This window comes from candidate division WOR-3 bacterium (assembly GCA_039802205.1).
Classification (GTDB): domain Bacteria; phylum Hydrothermota; class Tepidihabitantia; order SM23-42; family JAOAFX01; genus JAOAFX01.
Genome location: JBDRWD010000012.1, coordinates 1 through 18,151, shown reverse-complemented (window position 1 = coordinate 18,151; position 18,151 = coordinate 1). Strand labels below are relative to the sequence as shown.

The 18,151-nt window shown below is 42.4% G+C and carries 19 protein-coding genes; 17 read left to right on the top strand and 2 right to left on the bottom strand.

What is annotated here, in order from left to right; all coding sequences use genetic code 11:
• The first annotated feature begins 89 nt into the window (after positions 1-89).
• The 16 genes from ABIL39_04095 (at position 90) to ABIL39_04020 (ending at position 15,852) form a co-directional block, all read left to right on the top strand.
• Positions 90-1,172, top strand: coding sequence for a CapA family protein (locus ABIL39_04095; protein ID MEO0165302.1), 1,083 nt, complete (start codon positions 90-92; stop codon positions 1,170-1,172).
• A 67-nt stretch (positions 1,173-1,239) separates the two neighbouring features.
• Entirely contained in the window at positions 1,240-2,034 is a 795-nt protein-coding gene (locus ABIL39_04090; GenBank protein ID MEO0165301.1) for a geranylgeranylglycerol-phosphate geranylgeranyltransferase, read from the top strand.
• Positions 2,031-2,786, top strand: a complete 756-nt coding sequence (locus ABIL39_04085) for an undecaprenyl-diphosphate phosphatase (protein MEO0165300.1) — start codon at positions 2,031-2,033, stop codon at positions 2,784-2,786. The genes ABIL39_04090 and ABIL39_04085 overlap by 4 nt, the downstream gene beginning before the upstream one ends.
• A 22-nt stretch (positions 2,787-2,808) precedes the next feature.
• The gene (locus ABIL39_04080; protein MEO0165299.1) at positions 2,809-3,291 is read left to right on the top strand and encodes a flavodoxin family protein; all 483 of its coding nucleotides are present in this window, start codon (positions 2,809-2,811) and stop codon (positions 3,289-3,291) included.
• Positions 3,292-3,886: 595 nt separating this feature from the next.
• Positions 3,887-4,711, top strand: coding sequence for an Omp28-related outer membrane protein (locus ABIL39_04075; protein MEO0165298.1), 825 nt, complete (start codon positions 3,887-3,889; stop codon positions 4,709-4,711).
• Between the two features lie 221 nt (positions 4,712-4,932).
• Positions 4,933-5,934, top strand: coding sequence for a MoxR family ATPase (locus ABIL39_04070; protein ID MEO0165297.1), 1,002 nt, complete (start codon positions 4,933-4,935; stop codon positions 5,932-5,934).
• Complete coding sequence (locus ABIL39_04065; protein ID MEO0165296.1) at positions 5,935-6,828, top strand: DUF58 domain-containing protein; 894 nt, start codon at positions 5,935-5,937, stop codon at positions 6,826-6,828.
• An 8-nt stretch (positions 6,829-6,836) separates the two neighbouring features.
• Positions 6,837-7,712: a hypothetical protein gene (locus ABIL39_04060; protein ID MEO0165295.1), complete on the top strand. Its 876-nt coding sequence runs from the start codon at positions 6,837-6,839 to the stop codon at positions 7,710-7,712.
• Entirely contained in the window at positions 7,709-8,686 is a 978-nt protein-coding gene (locus tag ABIL39_04055; GenBank protein MEO0165294.1) for a VWA domain-containing protein, read from the top strand. The genes ABIL39_04060 and ABIL39_04055 overlap by 4 nt, the downstream gene beginning before the upstream one ends.
• The gene (locus ABIL39_04050; protein MEO0165293.1) at positions 8,683-9,681 is read left to right on the top strand and encodes a VWA domain-containing protein; all 999 of its coding nucleotides are present in this window, start codon (positions 8,683-8,685) and stop codon (positions 9,679-9,681) included. The genes ABIL39_04055 and ABIL39_04050 overlap by 4 nt, the downstream gene beginning before the upstream one ends.
• Entirely contained in the window at positions 9,672-10,316 is a 645-nt protein-coding gene (locus ABIL39_04045) for a tetratricopeptide repeat protein (GenBank protein ID MEO0165292.1), read from the top strand. Before ABIL39_04050 ends, ABIL39_04045 begins: the two co-directional genes overlap by 10 nt.
• Position 10,317: 1 nt before the next feature.
• Positions 10,318-12,102 (top strand): BatD family protein, encoded by a 1,785-nt coding sequence (locus ABIL39_04040; GenBank protein ID MEO0165291.1) that lies wholly within the window; start codon positions 10,318-10,320, stop codon positions 12,100-12,102.
• Complete coding sequence (locus tag ABIL39_04035) at positions 12,099-12,809, top strand: tetratricopeptide repeat protein (GenBank protein ID MEO0165290.1); 711 nt, start codon at positions 12,099-12,101, stop codon at positions 12,807-12,809. Before ABIL39_04040 ends, ABIL39_04035 begins: the two co-directional genes overlap by 4 nt.
• The gene (locus ABIL39_04030; GenBank protein ID MEO0165289.1) at positions 12,806-13,933 is read left to right on the top strand and encodes a class I SAM-dependent rRNA methyltransferase; all 1,128 of its coding nucleotides are present in this window, start codon (positions 12,806-12,808) and stop codon (positions 13,931-13,933) included. Before ABIL39_04035 ends, ABIL39_04030 begins: the two co-directional genes overlap by 4 nt.
• 66 nt (positions 13,934-13,999) lie before the next feature.
• On the top strand, positions 14,000-15,529 hold the full coding sequence (gene nadB, locus ABIL39_04025; protein ID MEO0165288.1) for an L-aspartate oxidase: 1,530 nt from the start codon (positions 14,000-14,002) through the stop codon (positions 15,527-15,529).
• 41 nt (positions 15,530-15,570) lie between these two features.
• A complete protein-coding gene (locus ABIL39_04020) occupies positions 15,571-15,852 on the top strand; it encodes a tetratricopeptide repeat protein (protein MEO0165287.1) in 282 nt (93 codons plus the stop codon).
• An 11-nt stretch (positions 15,853-15,863) separates the two neighbouring features.
• Here ABIL39_04020 and ABIL39_04015 read toward each other — a convergent pair whose 3' ends face one another.
• On the bottom strand, positions 15,864-17,045 hold the full coding sequence (locus ABIL39_04015; protein MEO0165286.1) for an MFS transporter: 1,182 nt from the start codon (positions 17,043-17,045) through the stop codon (positions 15,864-15,866).
• A 5-nt stretch (positions 17,046-17,050) separates the two neighbouring features.
• On the bottom strand, positions 17,051-17,437 hold the full coding sequence (locus tag ABIL39_04010; protein MEO0165285.1) for a hypothetical protein: 387 nt from the start codon (positions 17,435-17,437) through the stop codon (positions 17,051-17,053).
• A gap of 307 nt (positions 17,438-17,744) precedes the next feature.
• Between ABIL39_04010 and ABIL39_04005 the strand changes: the two genes are divergently transcribed.
• Positions 17,745-17,930: a hypothetical protein gene (locus ABIL39_04005; protein ID MEO0165284.1), complete on the top strand. Its 186-nt coding sequence runs from the start codon at positions 17,745-17,747 to the stop codon at positions 17,928-17,930.
• Positions 17,931-18,151 lie beyond the last annotated feature (221 nt).

Here is an 18,151-nt window from a genome sequence, read left to right as displayed (position 1 = left end):
GGTCTGCCACTACTGGTTTTGAAAAATTTTTATAGGAGAGAGCAGGAACAAGGGATTGATAATTGCTGCATTTTACATATAATTTAGAAATGTTGAGAATATTTTGTTGTCTATTCGAGACAGGGCTTTTATTTTCTCAGACACCCCAGGAATTGACTGTCATCTCGGTTGGTGATATCTTTATTCACAAAAGCATATTGAATAGTGCTTATGACCCAAAAGAGAAATACTACAATTTTTACCCATGCTTTGAAGAAGTAAAACCCTATCTGAGTTCGGTTGACTTATGCACCGCCTGGTTTGGTGGTGCCCTTGATACAATTGGACCTTATACTGGTTATCCCAGTTTTAAAACACCCAGGGAACTTGCTTATACTTTAAAGGATGCTGGATTTGATATTCTTTTCCGCACCAATCATACCCTTGATTATGGGTTAAGAGGATTGAAAACAACCACCAAGATACTTAAAGACATGGGCCTTGTGCAGGTTGGTGCCTATATAACCGAAGAAGAGAGTAAAGAAATATATGTTTTTGAAAAAAGTGACATCAAAATTGCTTTTTTGAGTTACACATATGGTATGAATGGTATACCAATCCCAAAGCCATGGATGATAAAGCTGATAGACTTAGAGGAGATTAAAAAAGATATTGAAAAGGCAAAACCAATTTGTGATTTTGTTATCGTCGCCCTCCATTTTGGCATTGAATATGAAAGGTTTCCCAATAAAGAACAAAAAAAGACGGTGAAGAGGATTGCCGAACTGGGTGCGGATATGATTATCGGTTCTCATCCCCATGTGATCCAGCCGGTTGAGGTCGTCGAATTGCAAAATAAGAAAATCTTTGTTGCTTATTCGTTAGGCAACTTTTTCTGCGGCCAGCGCAAAAGATATACCGACACCGGCATGATGCTTAAATATACGATTGCAAAAGATGGTAATGCTACATATCTCAGAGAAATTAGGTATATCCCAACTTATGTGGCGAAATATCGCGTTGATGGTGCTTATCGATTCAAAATTCTTCCGGTAGAAAAGTCATTGAAATTATATCAGCAGGATTCGTTGAGATATATCGGCCGGAACAATTATGAAAGAATGTTCAATGCTCTGAGAGAAACAGTGGATCACATTGATAATCCAGATATTGGTTTTACAAGGTTAGAGTGAACCACACCCATATTTATTCCTGGTTGGTTGTTGCTTGACACTTGCTGAAGAATAAGTAGAATAAAGTGTGGGTTATCTTTTAGTCATTCGGCCGATTAATTGTCTCATTACATTCATTTCTGTGTTATGCGGTGCATGGATTGGTAGGGAAATAATACTTAACCATAAAATTTTCTTCGCGGGCATTACCGGTTTTCTGGTCTGTGCTTTTGGCAATACCATAAACGATATAATGGATATCGAAATTGATAGGATCAACAATCCCCGCCGCCCCCTAATTACGGGTCAGGCAAAAAAAGACAATGCCCTTTTCTTGGGCGTTTTATTTGGTGGGGTGGCGGTAATAATGTCGTTTTTCCTGGGGTTAAAGCCATTTCTCCTGGTGACCATTGCAATTCTGTTTTTGCTTTTTTACTCTTGCTATTTCAAAAAAACCCCCTGGGGTAATTTATTTGTGGCAATCACTGCGGGCTTAAGTTTTATTCTTGGTGGATTTATTACCAATAATGTATTATCCCTTATTCCAGGATTCTTTGCTTTGCTCATTCACATCCCCCGGGAGATCATCAAAGATATTATAGACATTAGCGGTGACCGGCAATTTGGTGTCAAATCACTGCCAATAATCTATGGCGAAGAGAGGGCGCGTAAGATTGCCCGAATTTTTCTCTTTCTGCTTTTAGGTCTATCCCCTCTACCATATATCCTGGGCATTTTTAATCTGAGATATCTTCTCGTTCTAATCTGGGGTGCGTTCCCATTGATTGTATTTGCAATTATCAAAATTGATAATTATCCGTTTGCCAGTAATCTCATGAAAGTCATTATGCTTGTAGGATTGATTGCATTTATTATCGGATGATTAAAATAATTATTTTAGCCATCATTCAAGGTTTCACGGAATTTTTGCCCATCTCCAGTTCCGGACATCTGGCGATACTTGAGAATTTTATGGGGATTGCGGAACCGGTTTCGGTCGCCGCCTTTTTGCATCTGGGAACTTTTCTGGCAACGATTTTTTTCTTTAAACAGGAAATTGTCCAGCTTCTCCACGGTGTGTTTAAGAAAAAACCTCAAATGTTGAATTATCTTCTGTATATCATCATCGGCAATATTCCGATAGTGATATTCGTTGTGCTTTTCCGCGATTTCATAGAAGCGACTTTCACTGACATAAAACTGGTAATAATATTTTTAGGCATCACCGGGATGGTGGTGCTCCTTACTTCAATTGTAAAAAAAGGCACAAAACAGATTTCGTTTATTAATGCCCTGTCTATCGGAGTCGGACAGATGTTTGCGGTGTTTCCGGGTTTATCGCGTTCCGGACTGACGATTGCCGTGGGTTTTTATTCAAAAGTGGATCCTCAAGAAGCATTTCGTTTTTCATTTTTGCTCTCGCTACCAGCGGTTTTCGGTGCCAATCTTCTTGAATTGAAAGAAATCACCAATTCCCCCAATCCAATAGAACTCGTTATTGGACTCCTGATAAGTTTTATCTCCGGTTATATTGCCTTAAAGATTCTACGTGCCCTGGTGCAAAGGTGGTTTTATATCTTTGGCTATTACTGTTTGCTGATAAGCTTCATTTTACTTTTGATTTTAATCATTTAGCAACTTTAAAAAAGGAGGTTTTATGCTCAAGGCACTCGTCAGTTACTATTCCCGCACGGGCAATACCAAAATAATGGCTCAGGCGATTGCCCGGGGAATAAAAAAAGAAGGGATAGAAGTTACAATTCAAGCCGTGAATCGAATAAAACCGAAAGACTTGTTAAAATATCACCTCATCGTCCTTGGTTCGCCAACTTACTATGGTTTGATGGCAGCGGAGGTGAAGCGATTCATTGATGAGAGTGTGCGTTACCACGGTCAATTAGCTGGGAGAGTTGGTGGAGCTTTTACTTCCTGCGGGGGAATTGCGGGTGGGGCAGAAACAACGATATTAAGCATCCTTGAGGCATTTCTAATTCATGGAATGATTATAATGGGTGAATCGGGTTCATATCACTACGGACCGGCAGCCATTGAAAAGCCAGATAAAAAAGTGCTGACGAGTTGCGAATTATATGGGCATAAACTGGCAAAGCTAACTAAGAGAATATATGCAGATTACTGAGCCCTCTCCATATTTTTTATCTCTTATGAAAGAATGATAAAACTCATGGGCAAAATTTATAAGGGTAATCAATGATTTAGCATTGGGTACTTTCGTAGGGCAAGGTTTCGCCTTGCATAAATAAAAAAAAATGCCAACCTGAGGTCGTCGTCCGGTAACCGGTAAAATGGTAGGCGCAGGCTTTAGCCTGCGGATAAATTTTTTTTAAATCCCAGGGTTATTTCGCACCCTGAAGGGTGCGGCTACTTCTAATAATCCAGTGCGCATAATAATTTGACAAAAGGTGGAGAGGACTCAGTGCAGATTAGTATTGACTTTTTGGAAAATGTGATTATAATAGAAATAGAAAGGAGTTGAGATGAGGCTAAAAAATTTACACTCAAGTCTCTTTATAGTCCTTACCCTTTTTGGTCTAAGCTTCTCGGCCCAGAGGGTTGTGGTATGTGAAGAACTCTACCAGGAAGACTGAAGCAGCTGTGCTACCGCCAGTGGGACACTGGCACAGATTGCAATAAACTATCCTGGAAGGGTTGCCGCAATAGAGATGCATATCGATAACCAGTTCCCCTTATACAGTGCTGAGGCAAGACAGAGAATGTACTTTTATCCCGCACCATATTGGTACGGTAGTTCTTGGGTATTTGTAACTCCGTGGCTTTGGATCGATGGCACCAAACGCGGTCGCTGGATATATTCCACCTGGCAAGACTCAATAGTTGCCAGAATGAACAGACCTGCTCCTTTCACCTGCACAATGTGGGGAACCTACAATCAATCAACCGGGAATGGAACAGTCTATGCAAAATTTAAAAGCGATACAACAGCAATGGTCACTGGATATGTCCGATTTGTTCTAACTGAGGATAGCTTATATTACGCAGGACCAAATGGTGATGTATGGCATAACCATGTGGCAAGGGATTATCTACCGGATACCGGTGGAACTGCGGTAACGATTGCCCCTGGTGATTCGGTAATTGTCAGCAGAAATTTTACCGTCCAATCCGGCTGGAATGCAAACCGCTGTGAAATCGTTGCCTGGATTCAGAGTCCTTTTTTGCTACCTGATTCTACAAAGGAGATCTGGCAGGGAGGCATGATTAAAGTAACAAATTTGACACCGGTTGAAGAAATGGTTTCTCAAAAACCTACACAGACTCCAATTGCTTCCTTCCCTAACCCGTGTGTTAATCATACTCGCTTCACCTTCTTCCTCAATAAGGGAGAAGTGTATTCTATTTCAATCTTTGATGTCGCAGGTAGGAAGATTTTGGAGATAGATGGATATGCCTCAGGCGATAAAGAGACAATAGAATGGGATCTGAAAGATCAAGCAGGTAAAAGAGTGAATTCCGGGGTTTATTTCTACAGGTTCATATCATCTGATAAAGAAAAATCAGGAAAGATTGTGATAAGATAGGTGCCGAACCAATTTATTAAAAAGGCGGGTGTATGATGCATCCGCCTTTTTATTTTAAATAAACCTTGAAGATATCTGATTGTCATATATTATATAACCAATATTCCGATGGTAGCCCATTTAAATTCTTTACGCGGATTGAATACGGAGCTGCCATTTATCTTTAAAAATATTGGTAGCGCAGAATTATCAAAAGGCGATAGAGTAAAAAGAAGGGGGTCATGAATATGGAGCTTAAAGATGATATTAAACAGATAAATGAGGAGATTGAGCGAGAAAGTCTGTTTGTGCAGGCACTGATAGCGGAGATTAGCAAGGCGATTGTAGGGCAGAATTATTTGATAAACCGGTTGTTAATCGGTCTACTGGCGAACGGTCATGTCTTGATAGAAGGGGTGCCGGGGCTGGCAAAGACTTATGCCGTGCGCACCCTGGCGCGGGCAATAAAGGCAAAATTCCAGCGCATCCAATTCACTCCAGATTTGTTGCCGGCAGATATCACCGGTACATTGATCTATAACCAACGCACCGGTGAATTTACGGTGAGCAAGGGTCCGATTTTTGCCAATATTATTCTGGCAGATGAAATCAACCGCACACCACCCAAGGTTCAAAGCGCACTCTTGGAGGCGATGCAGGAAAGGCAGGTGACGATCGGCGAAGAGACCTTCAAACTTGATGACCCATTTCTGGTATTGGCAACCCAGAATCCTATCGAACAAGAGGGTACCTATCCTTTACCCGAAGCCCAGGTTGATCGGTTTTTGCTGAAGGTGAAGATTACTTATCCCACCAAGGAAGAGGAGAAAGAGATCATTGAACGGATTGCGGTGAGCGGTGAGCCGGAGATAAAGCCGGTGGTCGATCCCGCCACGATCATCAAAGCCCGAGAATTGTGTAAAAAAATCTATGTGGATAAGAAGATAAAGGATTACATCGTGGATCTGGTTTTTGCAACCCGAGAGCCGGAAAAGTATAATCTCAATGAGTTGAAAGGTCTAATCCGATACGGTGCATCACCACGAGCATCAATATATCTTACCACCACCGCCCGGGCGATGGCTTTTTTGAAGCGGCGTGGTTTTGTAATTCCCGAAGATATCAAGGAGCTCGCACCGGATGTCCTGAGACACCGCATCATCCTCACCTACGAGGCAGAAGCTGAAGAAATAACGACTGATGAAATTATTCAAAAAATTCTTGCCGGAGTAGAAGTCCCGTAAATGCTTGCTCCAGAATTTGTAAAAAAAATTCGTGCGATTGAAATTCGCACCAAGAAGTTGGTGAATACAACTTTTGCTGGCGAATATAAATCATCATTTAAAGGCACCGGAATAGAGTTTGTGGATGTGCGCGAGTATCTTCCAGGCGATGATATTCGTGCCATTGACTGGAAGGTCACGGCAAGGATGGGACGACCGTATGTGAAAAAATATGTGGAAGAAAGGGAACTGACAGTGATATTATGCGTTGATGCATCTGGTTCAAGCCATTTCGGGACCAAAAATCAATTGAAGATTGAACAGGCAGCGATGGTGGCAGCGACATTAGCATTTTCTGCGGTGCGCAACAATGACAAAGTGGGACTGCTTTTCTTCACCGATCGTGTAGAGAAATATGTTCCACCAAAAAAAGGGCGTTTCCATGTTTTACGGTTGATCCGGGATATCCTTTATTTCCAGCCTGAACACAAAGGTACCGATCCCGTTCAAGCGGTTGAATTTTTGATGCATATCTTAAGACATCGGGCGATTGTCTTTTTCATAAGCGATTTTCTTGGTTCAGGATTTGAACCCGAAAAGATTCGGATACCTTTTGGGGTAGCTGCAAAAAAACATGACTTAGTGGTGATAAGAATCACGGATCCTCGGGAAGAAGATATTCCCAAATTGGGTATCGTGGAATTTGAGGACTTAGAAACCGGCGAGATTATGATGGTGAATACCGATGATAAGAGTTTGCTTGACCAATACCGGCGTTATTGTGAAATGAAGGCGATCGCCCAGGAGCGATTGTTTAAATCGTTGGGTGTTGATTATATCGATTTAAAAACTGCTGAAGATTTTACGCCCAAACTCCACAAATTCTTTGAAGAACGGGCGCGCAGATTTCGCTAAATGGCGATATGATACTATTGATTTTTCTGTTATATAAGATTGAAGCAAGAGCAAATCTTGCTCGAGAGTATATCAACCGAAAACTGACCATCGGTGATCCTTTTGAGATAATTGTTGAAGTCACCTTCCCCACTGGTAAGAATATTTCAGAGCCATTCGTTGATTCCATTGGACCATTCACAATAATTGATCAGCAACACAAGATTGTTCAGGAGAAAGGATTTGCAAAACATAATTATCTTATAAAGGCGGCTGCCTTCGCCACCGGCGATTTAAAGTTTCCGCCTTTGAAGTTCATCTTTAAGGACGGAACCAAAATTGATACCGTGCAAACCGATTCAGTAGAAATCAAAGTGGCTAGCGTTTTACCTCAAGAGATGAAGGATATTAATGACATCAAAGAAATGATAGAATTTCCCAGTTACCTGCCAGTGATAATTTTGTTGATTGTTGTCGCTGCCGGGCTATCGACCTTTCTCGGACTACGCTTTTACCGAAGGTGGAGACAACAAAAGTCTGTAGCGGAAAGAAAAATTCCATGTTGGGAGCGGGCTTTGAATGCGCTTGATGGATTGGTAAAAGAGGATTTGTTAAACAAAGGTTTAATAAAGAAATTTTATTATACACTTACTGAGATCATTAAGCGATACTTAGAGGAAAGATTCCATTTTCCTGCGATTGAACAGACAACCACCGAGATAATTCAAAGTATGAAGTTACTAAAGGTCCCCATGCGTGATGAATTCCAACGTGTATTCCAGTTTGCAGATATGGTTAAGTATGCAAAATTTATTCCTTCATCAGAAGCGACGGATGAGATACTGAAAAAGAGTCGGGAGTTGATTCTAAAAACCATCCCGGAAGAAACGGAGTTAGAAAAATGAGATTTGCCCAACCATTATTCTTTCTATTACTCATACCGGTGGCAGGATTGATATACTGGGAGCTGAAAAAACGCACCGCGGCGATTAAATTTTCCGATACCCACTTTTTCAAAATTTATCCACACCGGAACTACTTTTTCAAGTATCTTTTTCTTATTCTTAATGCCGGATGCCTTATCCTAATGGTTTTGGGTCTTGCCCGGCCTCAACAGGGTCGGGTGTATGAAGAGACCGAGACCCGAGGTGTGGATATCATGCTCTGTCTTGATATCTCCGGCACGATGCAGGCAGAAGATTTCAGTCCCAAGAATCGCTTATATGTGGCAAAAGAACGCGCCAAGGAGTTTATCTCAAAAAGACCAGGCGACCGGATTGGCCTGGTGATATTTGCGGTGACGGCATTGACTCAATGTCCCCTTACCATTGACCATAAGATCCTACTCGACCTATTGGATCGGATTGATTTCGGTATCATCCAGGACGGAACCGCGATTGGAATGGGGTTAGCAACCGCGGTGGCAAGATTGAAGGACTCCAAAGCGAAAGAGAAAATAATTATACTCTTGACCGATGGACTTAATAATGCTGGAGAAGTTGATCCGCTCACGGCCGCCAGACTTGCCCAAGCCCATAATATCAAAGTTTATTGTATTGGTGTTGGCTCCAAGGGACCGGTTCCGATACCGGTGCGCCATCCAATATACGGCAAGATTTATGTACGTGAAGAAGTGGATTTGGATATGAAAACCTTAGAAGAGATTGCTAACCTCACCGGTGGGAGGGCGTTTCTTGCGACCGATGCCCAGGCGCTGAAAACTATTTATGATGAAATTGATAAACTGGAACCCACCACTTTTAAAGTATCAAGATACACAGTCTATTCAGAGAAGGCACAATCTTTCATGCTTCCGGCGATCATCTTTTGTTTCGCTAATTTTATTCTCTCAGTGACATGGTTGAGGAGGCTACCGTGATCAAGTGGGCAGAACCAAAATACCTTTATCTCCTCCTCGTGCTTCCAGTCATGTGGCTGGGATTTATATTACTCTATCTTCAGAAAAAGCGCGCGCTTAAAAAATTTGCTGATGATAATCTGATTCCATTTCTTATCGAGATGTTCAACGGGCGAATGTTCTGGATAAAATCGTTGCTCTTTTTGGGTGCAGTATTATTTCTGATTATCAGTCTTGCCCGTCCTAAATGGGGTGAAAAATTACAGATTTATAAAGGGAAGGGTATTGATATCGTTATTGCCCTTGATGCCTCCAAAAGCATGTATGCCCAGGATGTCAAACCTTCGAGATTAGAGAGGGCGAAACAGGACATTGCATATCTACTTAATAATCTCGGAACCCATCAGGTAGGTATTACCGCCTTTGCGGGAGACTGCTATGTGATGTGCCCATTGACAACGGATATCGATGCCGCTAAACTATTTCTGGATATCATCGAACCGAATATGATACCACGACCTGGGACAAATATTGCCCGTGCCATCGAGGTTTCTTCTTCATTATTCAATCCTAAAGAAGAAACCCACAAGGCACTCATCCTTTTCACCGACGGTGATAATCTGGAAGGTGATCCGCTGCCAGCATTGGAAAAGGCGATTGACCAGGGGGTGCGGGTGTTTACCGTGGGCATCGGCACACCTGAAGGGGCACCCATTCCAGAGACATCAGGCGGGAGTGTTGTTTATAAAAAGGACCGCGATGGGAATATTGTTATGACGCGACTCGCAGATAGATTATTGCTTTTGATTGCGCGCATGGCAAATGGAAGATTTTTTAGGACCGAAGGTCCCTACATTGAAAAGTTGATTGAGGAATTGGAATCAATTAAGAAAAAGGAATTTGGGGGTGGTGAGTATGTTCAGTTTGAGGAGCGTTATCAATACTTTCTGGCAATCGCCTTTGGTCTGTTTTTTCTCAGTGTTTTCTTGAGTGACCGGAGAGGAAAGTGGATATAAAATCAACCTTCAAATTTGTCATCACTTTTATCGCCCCAATATTTTTCCTTCCGCTTTATGCCGATGTCGGTTCATTGATGCGCCGGGGAAATGATTTTATGCGGAAAGGGAAATATGAAGATGCCTTAAAGACCTATGAACAGGCGCAGGTTCTTGAACCCGACAATATCAAAATTCACTACAATATGGGGCGGGCTTTATATAAAATGGAGAAGTATCCAGAGGCAATAAAAGAATTTGAAATCGGTCTACTTACTAAAGATAAAAAATTTCAAGCGAATTCAATCTACAATATTGGTAATTGTAAATTCAAACAGGGTGATCTGGAAGGAGCGATAAATGCCTATAAAACCGCCCTTCTTTTGAATAATAAGGACCGTAAGGCAAAAGAGAATTTAGAGTTTTGTTTGAAATTGAAGGAGCAATTGAAGAATCAACCCCAGAGTGATACTACGAAACAGCAGACACAGGAACCACCTCAACGACAACCTCAACCTTCACCCCAGAGTTCAAAACCCGAGATGTCTCAGGCAGATGCCAATAGAATTCTGGAGTTGCTGAAAAATAAAGAGAAAGAAGAACGGCAAAAGGAAAAGCCCAAGCCCCAATTAGAAAAGGTTGAAAAGGATTGGTGATATGCGGAAATTTGTCCGGGCATTTCGGAAATTTTATGTCGTTTCTCAAATGAAGTGGTATACTATTTTCCTGCCTTTGTTATTAGGGGCAGGTGAACTCAACTTTACCGCGACAGTCGATCGAACAACGGTTGGGCTGGGTGAGACATTTACTTTGAATGTTTCGGTGAGCGGTGAGGATATCACCGGGGTTCCGGCGCCTAAATTACCCGATTTACCCGATTTTAATGTTCTGGGGCGTTCTTCATCCCAATCCACAAGTATCAGTTTCATAAATGGCCGTATGACCCAGCGGACTACTATTACTTTCATTTATACCCTCACTCCCAAAAAACTTGGGAGGTTAACAATCGGACCATGCAAGTTGGATTATCAGGGTCGGAGTTATGAGACACAATCAATCGAGATTGATGTGGTAAAAGGTGCGACCCAGACTCCTCCTGTTCCGACACCTTCTACCCCACGCGCTGCTACCACGGATGGAATTATGCTTATCGCTATCCCCAGCAAGAAAGAAGTATATCAGGGAGAGCAATTAAATGTTGAATTTTATCTTTATACGCAATATGATATTGAAGACCTCCGATTTACAAAACTTCCGTCTTTTAATGGCTTCTGGTCAGAGGTTATATATGACGCAGATCGATTGAAGTATCAGAAAAAAACATATGAAGGAAAGACCTACTATGTGGCATTACTAAAAACTGTTGCCCTTTTTCCGCTCACCTCGGGCAATCTTACTATTGAACCCATGGAACTGATAGTAACCGTGATAAAGCCACCCCGAGATTTCTTTGATTTCTTTGGTACCGCCCAGAATATTTCGGTTGTGGCCAAAGCGCTTACCATAACTGTCCGTCCACTCCCGGAAGAACAATTGCCCGACTTCACAGGGGGTGTGGGTAAGTTTACAATGCACACCTCTATTGACCGTGATACCTCAACCGGAGGAGAACCAGTGAATCTCAGTGTTAAAATTAGCGGCACCGGTAATATTAAGTTGATAGAAAAACCACTTCTTCCAGCCGTTTCCAATCTCAAGATACTTGAACCAGAGATTAAGTTGAATATTGATAAATCCGGGGGTATCATCAAAGGAACCAAAGAATTTCGCTTTCCCCTTATTCCCCAAGCGAACGGCGAATATCTCATCCCCGAGTTTACAGTCTCCTATTTCAATCCACAGACTAAAAGTTATGAGGTGTTAAAAAGCGAAAAACGCAAATTTATCGCCACCGGCATCGTTGCCGGTCAAATAGTTACCGATGCGGGAGGAGTGAAAATTCTTGGAAGTGATATACGGTATATTAAGCCGGATAAGGTGGTGCTTAAGACCGATCTAATAAGTAGTAAAGACCTCTCATTTCTTTTATATCTGATGTCAATTCTGCTTCTGGTCGGCGCCTTTCTTTATCAACGGCATCAGGTCCGATTATCCCAGGACCGCGCCTATGCACGGCGATTTATGTCGGGTAAATTATTCAAAAAACGCTTCCAGGAAGTGAGGGACTATTTGAAAAAGAATGATGCAAAAAATTTCTATAGCGCGTTATCACGGGCGATAATCAATTATCTCGGCGACCGCTATAACCTTGATACTGGTGTGCTGACAACCGAACAATTAAAACAAGAGTTGTTAAACAAAGGCATTGAACCTAAATTCGTCGATGAATTATTTTCAATAATCAGGAAGTGCGAATTGATTGCCTATGCGCCGATTTCAGACGAAGATTTACCCATGGAGGAGCTTTATAAAAGAACGAAAGAGCTGATGGATCGGTTATGATTTTAATAATTTTTGCCACCCTCGCCGAGGCAGTGGAGTTATACAACACTGGCAATAAATTTTATTGTGCAGGTGATTATGCACAGGCAATCCAATATTACGAAAATGCGCTGAAGGTGTGCGAAGATAAAGACATCTACTATAATCTCGGTAATGCCTATTTTAAAAATGCCAACCTCGGTAAGGCATTAATTCAATACCGGCGTGCATATTTTCTCTGTCCTCGGGATGAAGATGTTATCTTTAACCTTAATTTTATAAGAAATTTCCGACCTGATCGAACACTTGCTATAACCAATCCCTTGGTACAATTTTTAGATCGACTTTTCCATTATTTTTCGGCCCGTGAGAGTGCCTGGTTGTCGGCGCTGGCGTTCTTTTTTGCATCCGTTTTTCTATCCTTCTTTTTAATCCGGCGTCAAAAATTTTTGCTCTATTTGAGTTTTTTAGGTTTGCTGTTTTTCGGCTATTTTATAATTACCTGGGCATTGTGGGAAGCAGAAAAGAATGCCCGAGTGGCGGTGGTGATTGTTCCGGAATTAAAGGCTTTCAGTGGTCCAGGTGCGGAATACAAAGAAATTCTGGCTGTCCATGATGGTGCTGAGGCACGGATTCGTGAAGAGCGTAACGGCTACTACCTCATCCAGTTGCCCGGGGGTATCGGCGGTTGGGTAAAAAAAGAGGGCGTGGAAAGGATTTTTGAGTGAAAAAGGTAATCGTTCGCCGAAGGCATTTTAACCATCCTTGGATATTCTCTAATGAGATATTAAAAACGGAAAATCCTTCACCGGGAGAGGTGGTAAAGGTAGAAGAAAGAAAGAAGGTGATTGGAAGCGGATTTTACAATCCTCATTCATTGATAAGCGTGCGTCTCTTCTCAGACAAAGAAGAGGCGTTTTCAAAGAACCTTCTGGAGCAAAGGATAAAAGAGGCATTTAAACGCCGTGCGGGATTGGGTGCGAGTTTTCGTCTGGTTTACAGTGAGAGCGATGGGCTGCCCGGTTTGATCATTGATAAATATGGTGATTATCTGGTGGTAATGATAAACTGTCTGGGGATGGAGAGGCAGAAGGAGATGGTGTATGAGGTGTTGAAGGAGTTATTTAATCCCTCGGGAATTTTTGAGAAATCCGACGAAAACCTCCGGCGGCTTGAAGGGCTGGAAATTGCAGACCGGCTGATCTACGGCGAAATACCGGAGTTAATAGAAATAGAACAGGATGGAATAAGATTCCTTGTGGACATTGTGAACGGACAGAAAACAGGCTTTTTCTTTGACCAGCGCGAAAACCGAAAAAAGATTGGAGAATGGGCTTTTGGTGCAATACTTGATTGCTTCTGTTATACCGGTGGTTTTACACTTTACGCTGCCCGAAAGGGCAAGGTGCTGGGTGTTGATTCTTCAGAAAGGGCGATTGCCCTGGCACAAAGGAATGCCCAGTTAAATAATCTTGAATGTGAGTTTATTTGTGCAGATGTATTCGAAATTTTAAGAGACTTCTATAATCGAGGTAAAAAATTTGACACCATCATCCTTGATCCGCCATCTTTCACCAAATCAAAAAAACAGAAATCAGACGCCCTGCGTGGGTATAAAGAAATAAATCTGATGGCGATGAAATTGCTGAACGAAGGTGGGCTTCTATTCACCTCTTCCTGTTCTTATCACATCTCTCATGAAGAATTTTTATTCATGCTGCGCGATGCAGCAAGGGATGCGCGGAGAAATTTTGTAATTCGACACTGTGGTCAACAGGCAAAAGACCATCCGATTTTATTGAATTTCCCGGAAAGTGATTATCTGAAAGCTTATTTTCTGAATTTGATTTAATTACCCATCATCATTGTCTTATCAATAATCTGTTGACATTCAGATAATTTTATGTAAAATTTTGTGATGCCCAAAAAGGTTGACTTCCTGGTGGTGGGCTCCGGAGTTGCAGGTTTGACCTTCGCCACCAAAAGCGCCCGCTACGGCACCGTCCTGGTTCTTACCAAAAAACATAAGGCAGAATCCAATACCAACTATGCTCAAGGAGGGATTGCGGGTGTATTTGGAAAGGATGACTCCTTTGATAGTCACATTGAAGATACCATAAAAGCCGGTGATGGACTTTGTCACAAAGAGGCAGTGGAGATAATGGTTAAAGAAGGACCGGCTTTGATAAGAGAGCTCTACACAATGGGCTGTCGGTTTTCGGTGGACAAAGATGGGAATTTTGAACTGGGGCAGGAGGGAGGACATTCCCACCGCCGGATTGTGCACGCCCGGGATTATACTGGTCAGGAAATCGAACGGGTATTACTTGAGGAAGCGAAGAAATACGAAATCACCATCAGTGAAAATGAGGTGGTATTGGATCTGATTGTGCAGGATAATGAATGTCTGGGAATTTATTATCTTGATATTGATACCCAGCGGGTGGAGACGATATTTGCCAGTGCTACTGTTTTAGCTACCGGCGGCATCGGACAGGTTTATGAACATACTACCAATCCTGCTATTGCTACTGGGGATGGGATCGCCATGGCATTCCGTGCCGGTGCCGAGATTGCTAACATGGAGTTTGTTCAATTCCATCCTACGGCGGTATATAACATCAAGATTGATGGACGGTCTTTTTTGATCTCCGAAGCGGTCCGCGGCGAAGGAGGAATTCTGAAAACCCGGGCGGGTAAGCCCTTTATGAAAAAATACCATCCCCTGGAAAATCTCGCTCCCCGCGATGTAGTGGCGCGGGCATGTGTAACTGAAATGCTGGAGAATAACGATCCGTATGTGCTGCTTGATGTTACACATCTCAAACCGGACTTTTTAAAAAATCGTTTCCCAACGATTTACGAGACCTGTCTGCGCTGGGGTATTGATATCACTCGGGAACCAATACCTGTGGTACCGGCTGCTCATTATTTATGTGGCGGAATCCGGGTCAATACCTGGGGCGAAACATCCATTGAACGTTTATTCGCACTGGGTGAATGCGCCTGCACCGGGGTCCATGGTGCAAACCGCCTCGCCTCAAATTCTTTACTTGAGGCACTCGTTTTTGCTACCCGGGCTGCAAAAAGGATATCCCATATCAAGGAACTCCGGTTAAGAAGGACACCCAAATTGAAGCCGACGGTAAAAACCGGCCCGGACTTCAAAATCCAGATCAAACAGTTGATGAACCAGTATGCAAATGTCATAAGGACTGAAGAAGGGTTGAAAAAAGCGAGCGAAATTCTTAATGAATACAGCAAACAATTTGAATCTGGCATTCATTTAAAAAATATGGAATCGCAAAATATGGTGAATGTCGCTTGGCTCATAGTTGAATCCTGTCTCATCCGGAAGGAATCCCGCGGACTCCATTATATTCTTGACTACCCGGAAAAGGACGAGGAGTTTCTTCGAGATACGGTCATCCGTTGTCCACCAGCATGATAAAATAAATAAAAATTCTATTAAAATCAGAGGAAAGGAGCATGCAATCAGGAGAAATTGAGGTTTTAATGGAAATAGGCCAGTCATATCTCATGAATAAAGAGTATGACAAGGCCATCAATAAATTTAGCGAGGCTTTAAAGATCAATCCCCATGACCCGGAATTGTATTACTATCTGGGTCTGGCTTATGAGCAATCGGGGAGGTTGGAACAGGCTGAGAAGATGTATGAGAAGGCAATAATGCTTGATCGGGGTTTCAGCAACGCGGAGATCAGGTTGTCAGAAGTGCGCAATAAAATTGCTCAGGAGCGAGCTATGTAACCAGCAAAATTTTAACGATTCTGGGCGGGTTTTACCAAAAGGATTAGCAATAGTGCGGAGAAAAGGGAAAGGAAGGCACCAAATAAAAGAGCGATGGTAAAGCCCAGCTTCTGCCATAGATAACCCATTAGAAGGTTTGCGGGCAAAAGGGTGATACCGACAACGGTGTGATAGATGCCGAAGATGGTACCCCGATATTCAGGAGAAGTCAAATCGGCAACAAGGGCTCTCAGATTACCTTCGGTAAACCCATAATAAAGACCGTATACGATAAAAATAGGCCAGAGGAGGTAAGTCTTATTGTTAAACGCCAGTGCCGAATAAGTCATTGAGTAGATGAGAAAGCCAAAGATAATGGTTTTCTTGCGACCGATACGGTCCGAGATTACACCTGCGGGATAAGACCACAGGAAATAAGAGATATTAAATACAAGCCAGAGGATAGGAATCATGTTTACCGAAAGACCCAAATCCTTAGCCCGAAGGATCAAAAATGCATCTGAGGAATTACCAAGGGTGAAGATGATAATGATGATAAAAAAAGTTTTTAATTGGGGATTGATTTCTTTAAGGGAAAACCTTAATGTTCTCTCTTTTTCAGGTAGAATATCCCGGACCGCGAAAATTATGATTAACACTGCAATGAGACCGGGAATGAAGGCGAGGGCGAATAAAAGTCGATAATTTTGATGGGAAAGAGAAAGAATTAAAAATGCGGAAAGGGGCCCAAGGATCGCTCCCAGCGTATCCATGGCGCGGTGAAAGCCGTAAGTCCGGCCGTAATACTCAGCTTTTGTGGATTCAGCAATTAGAGCGTCCCGGGGAGCAGTGCGGATGCCTTTGCCGAAACGATCTGCAAAACGGACGAGCAGGACATGCCAGCCTTGGGTGGCAGCCGCCAGTAGCGGTTTAACAATTGCCGAGAAAGTGTAACCGATGAAGATAAAGAGTTTACGTTTTTTCAATCGGTCCGAGATATATCCCGAGAAGGTTTTTAAAACACTGGCGGTGGATTCGGCGATTGCCTCTACCAGCCCGATGAAGACTGGTTGTGCTTTAAGGACCTCTTTTAAGAAGATCGGGATTAACGCATAAGACATCTCGGTGGAGAGATCGGTGAATAAACTCACCAATCCCAGGGCGAAGATATTTCGGGTGAGAAAAACGCTGATTCCTTGTTTTTTCTCGGGCATTAGGTTTACTTGTGGAGATTCAATTCCACAGTATCCACACCACCAGAAAGGCTCAAATACCAATATTGACGGGGCCAACCGGGATTATCGGTGCTGTCGAGCAAAACTGCCACGATTTGGCTACCCTGCAGACTGGTGGTGCCATAACAAACACTGTCCATTTCAAAGAAGCCGGGCAAAGAATCCGGTGAATAGCCAGTGATAGTGGGGCGGAAACGAAAATAATCAGTGTTTTCCGGATTGATATCTCGGACAAGAATTTTTAATCCATTTATTCCGCCCAGTGTATCATACCTGAGCCAGCCGTAAAGGTGGGTGAAATAAAGTTCTTCTTTTCTCGTACAGGTAAAAGAAACAAAAGCCAAGATGATAAATAAAATTGCTTTTTTCAAAAAAACCTCCGGTTCAGGCAATTTTACTCAAAGAAAATTAAAAGTCAAGCAGTATTTGTTTCTGTTTATTTTCATATTCCAATCATCCAAGTGCTCAGGTGTTTTCAATTGATTGGGGAGATATCAGTTTTGCCCGAGATTGAAACAATCTAGGTGGTTATTAAGGGTATATAGAATTGGTTTGTTGGTGGCAGGTGTATGCAATTGATTAAATTTATGTTATGCCTTGCTTTTGAAGCGAGACGCAAAGTGGAGAGGCATGAGTAATGTGAACTGAGTCCCTTCCACTTTTTGTCAAATCATTTTTATGCGCGCTGAATTATTAGCGGTAACCGCACCCTTCAGGGTGCGAAATACCATGGGATTTAAAAACATTTATCCGCAGGCTAAAGCCTGCGCCTACCATTTTACCGGTTACAACCTGTCGACTTCAGGCTGGTATTTTTTATTTATGCAATGCGAAAGCCTTGCCCTACAAGAAGGGAATATCTGAATTGTTGTCCTACAAAAGTACCCAATGATAGGTCATTGATTACCCTTACAAATCTTGCCCATGAGTTTCATTGCTTCTTCAAAAGATATAAAAATTATGGAGAGCTCAGTAATGTGAACTGAGTACTCCTCACTTTTAATCTTCGGTTGGGCATAACTTTTTGAAACAAAAAAGCCACGGGTATTTGGATAAATCCAGCTTATCCAATAATTCTAAACCCA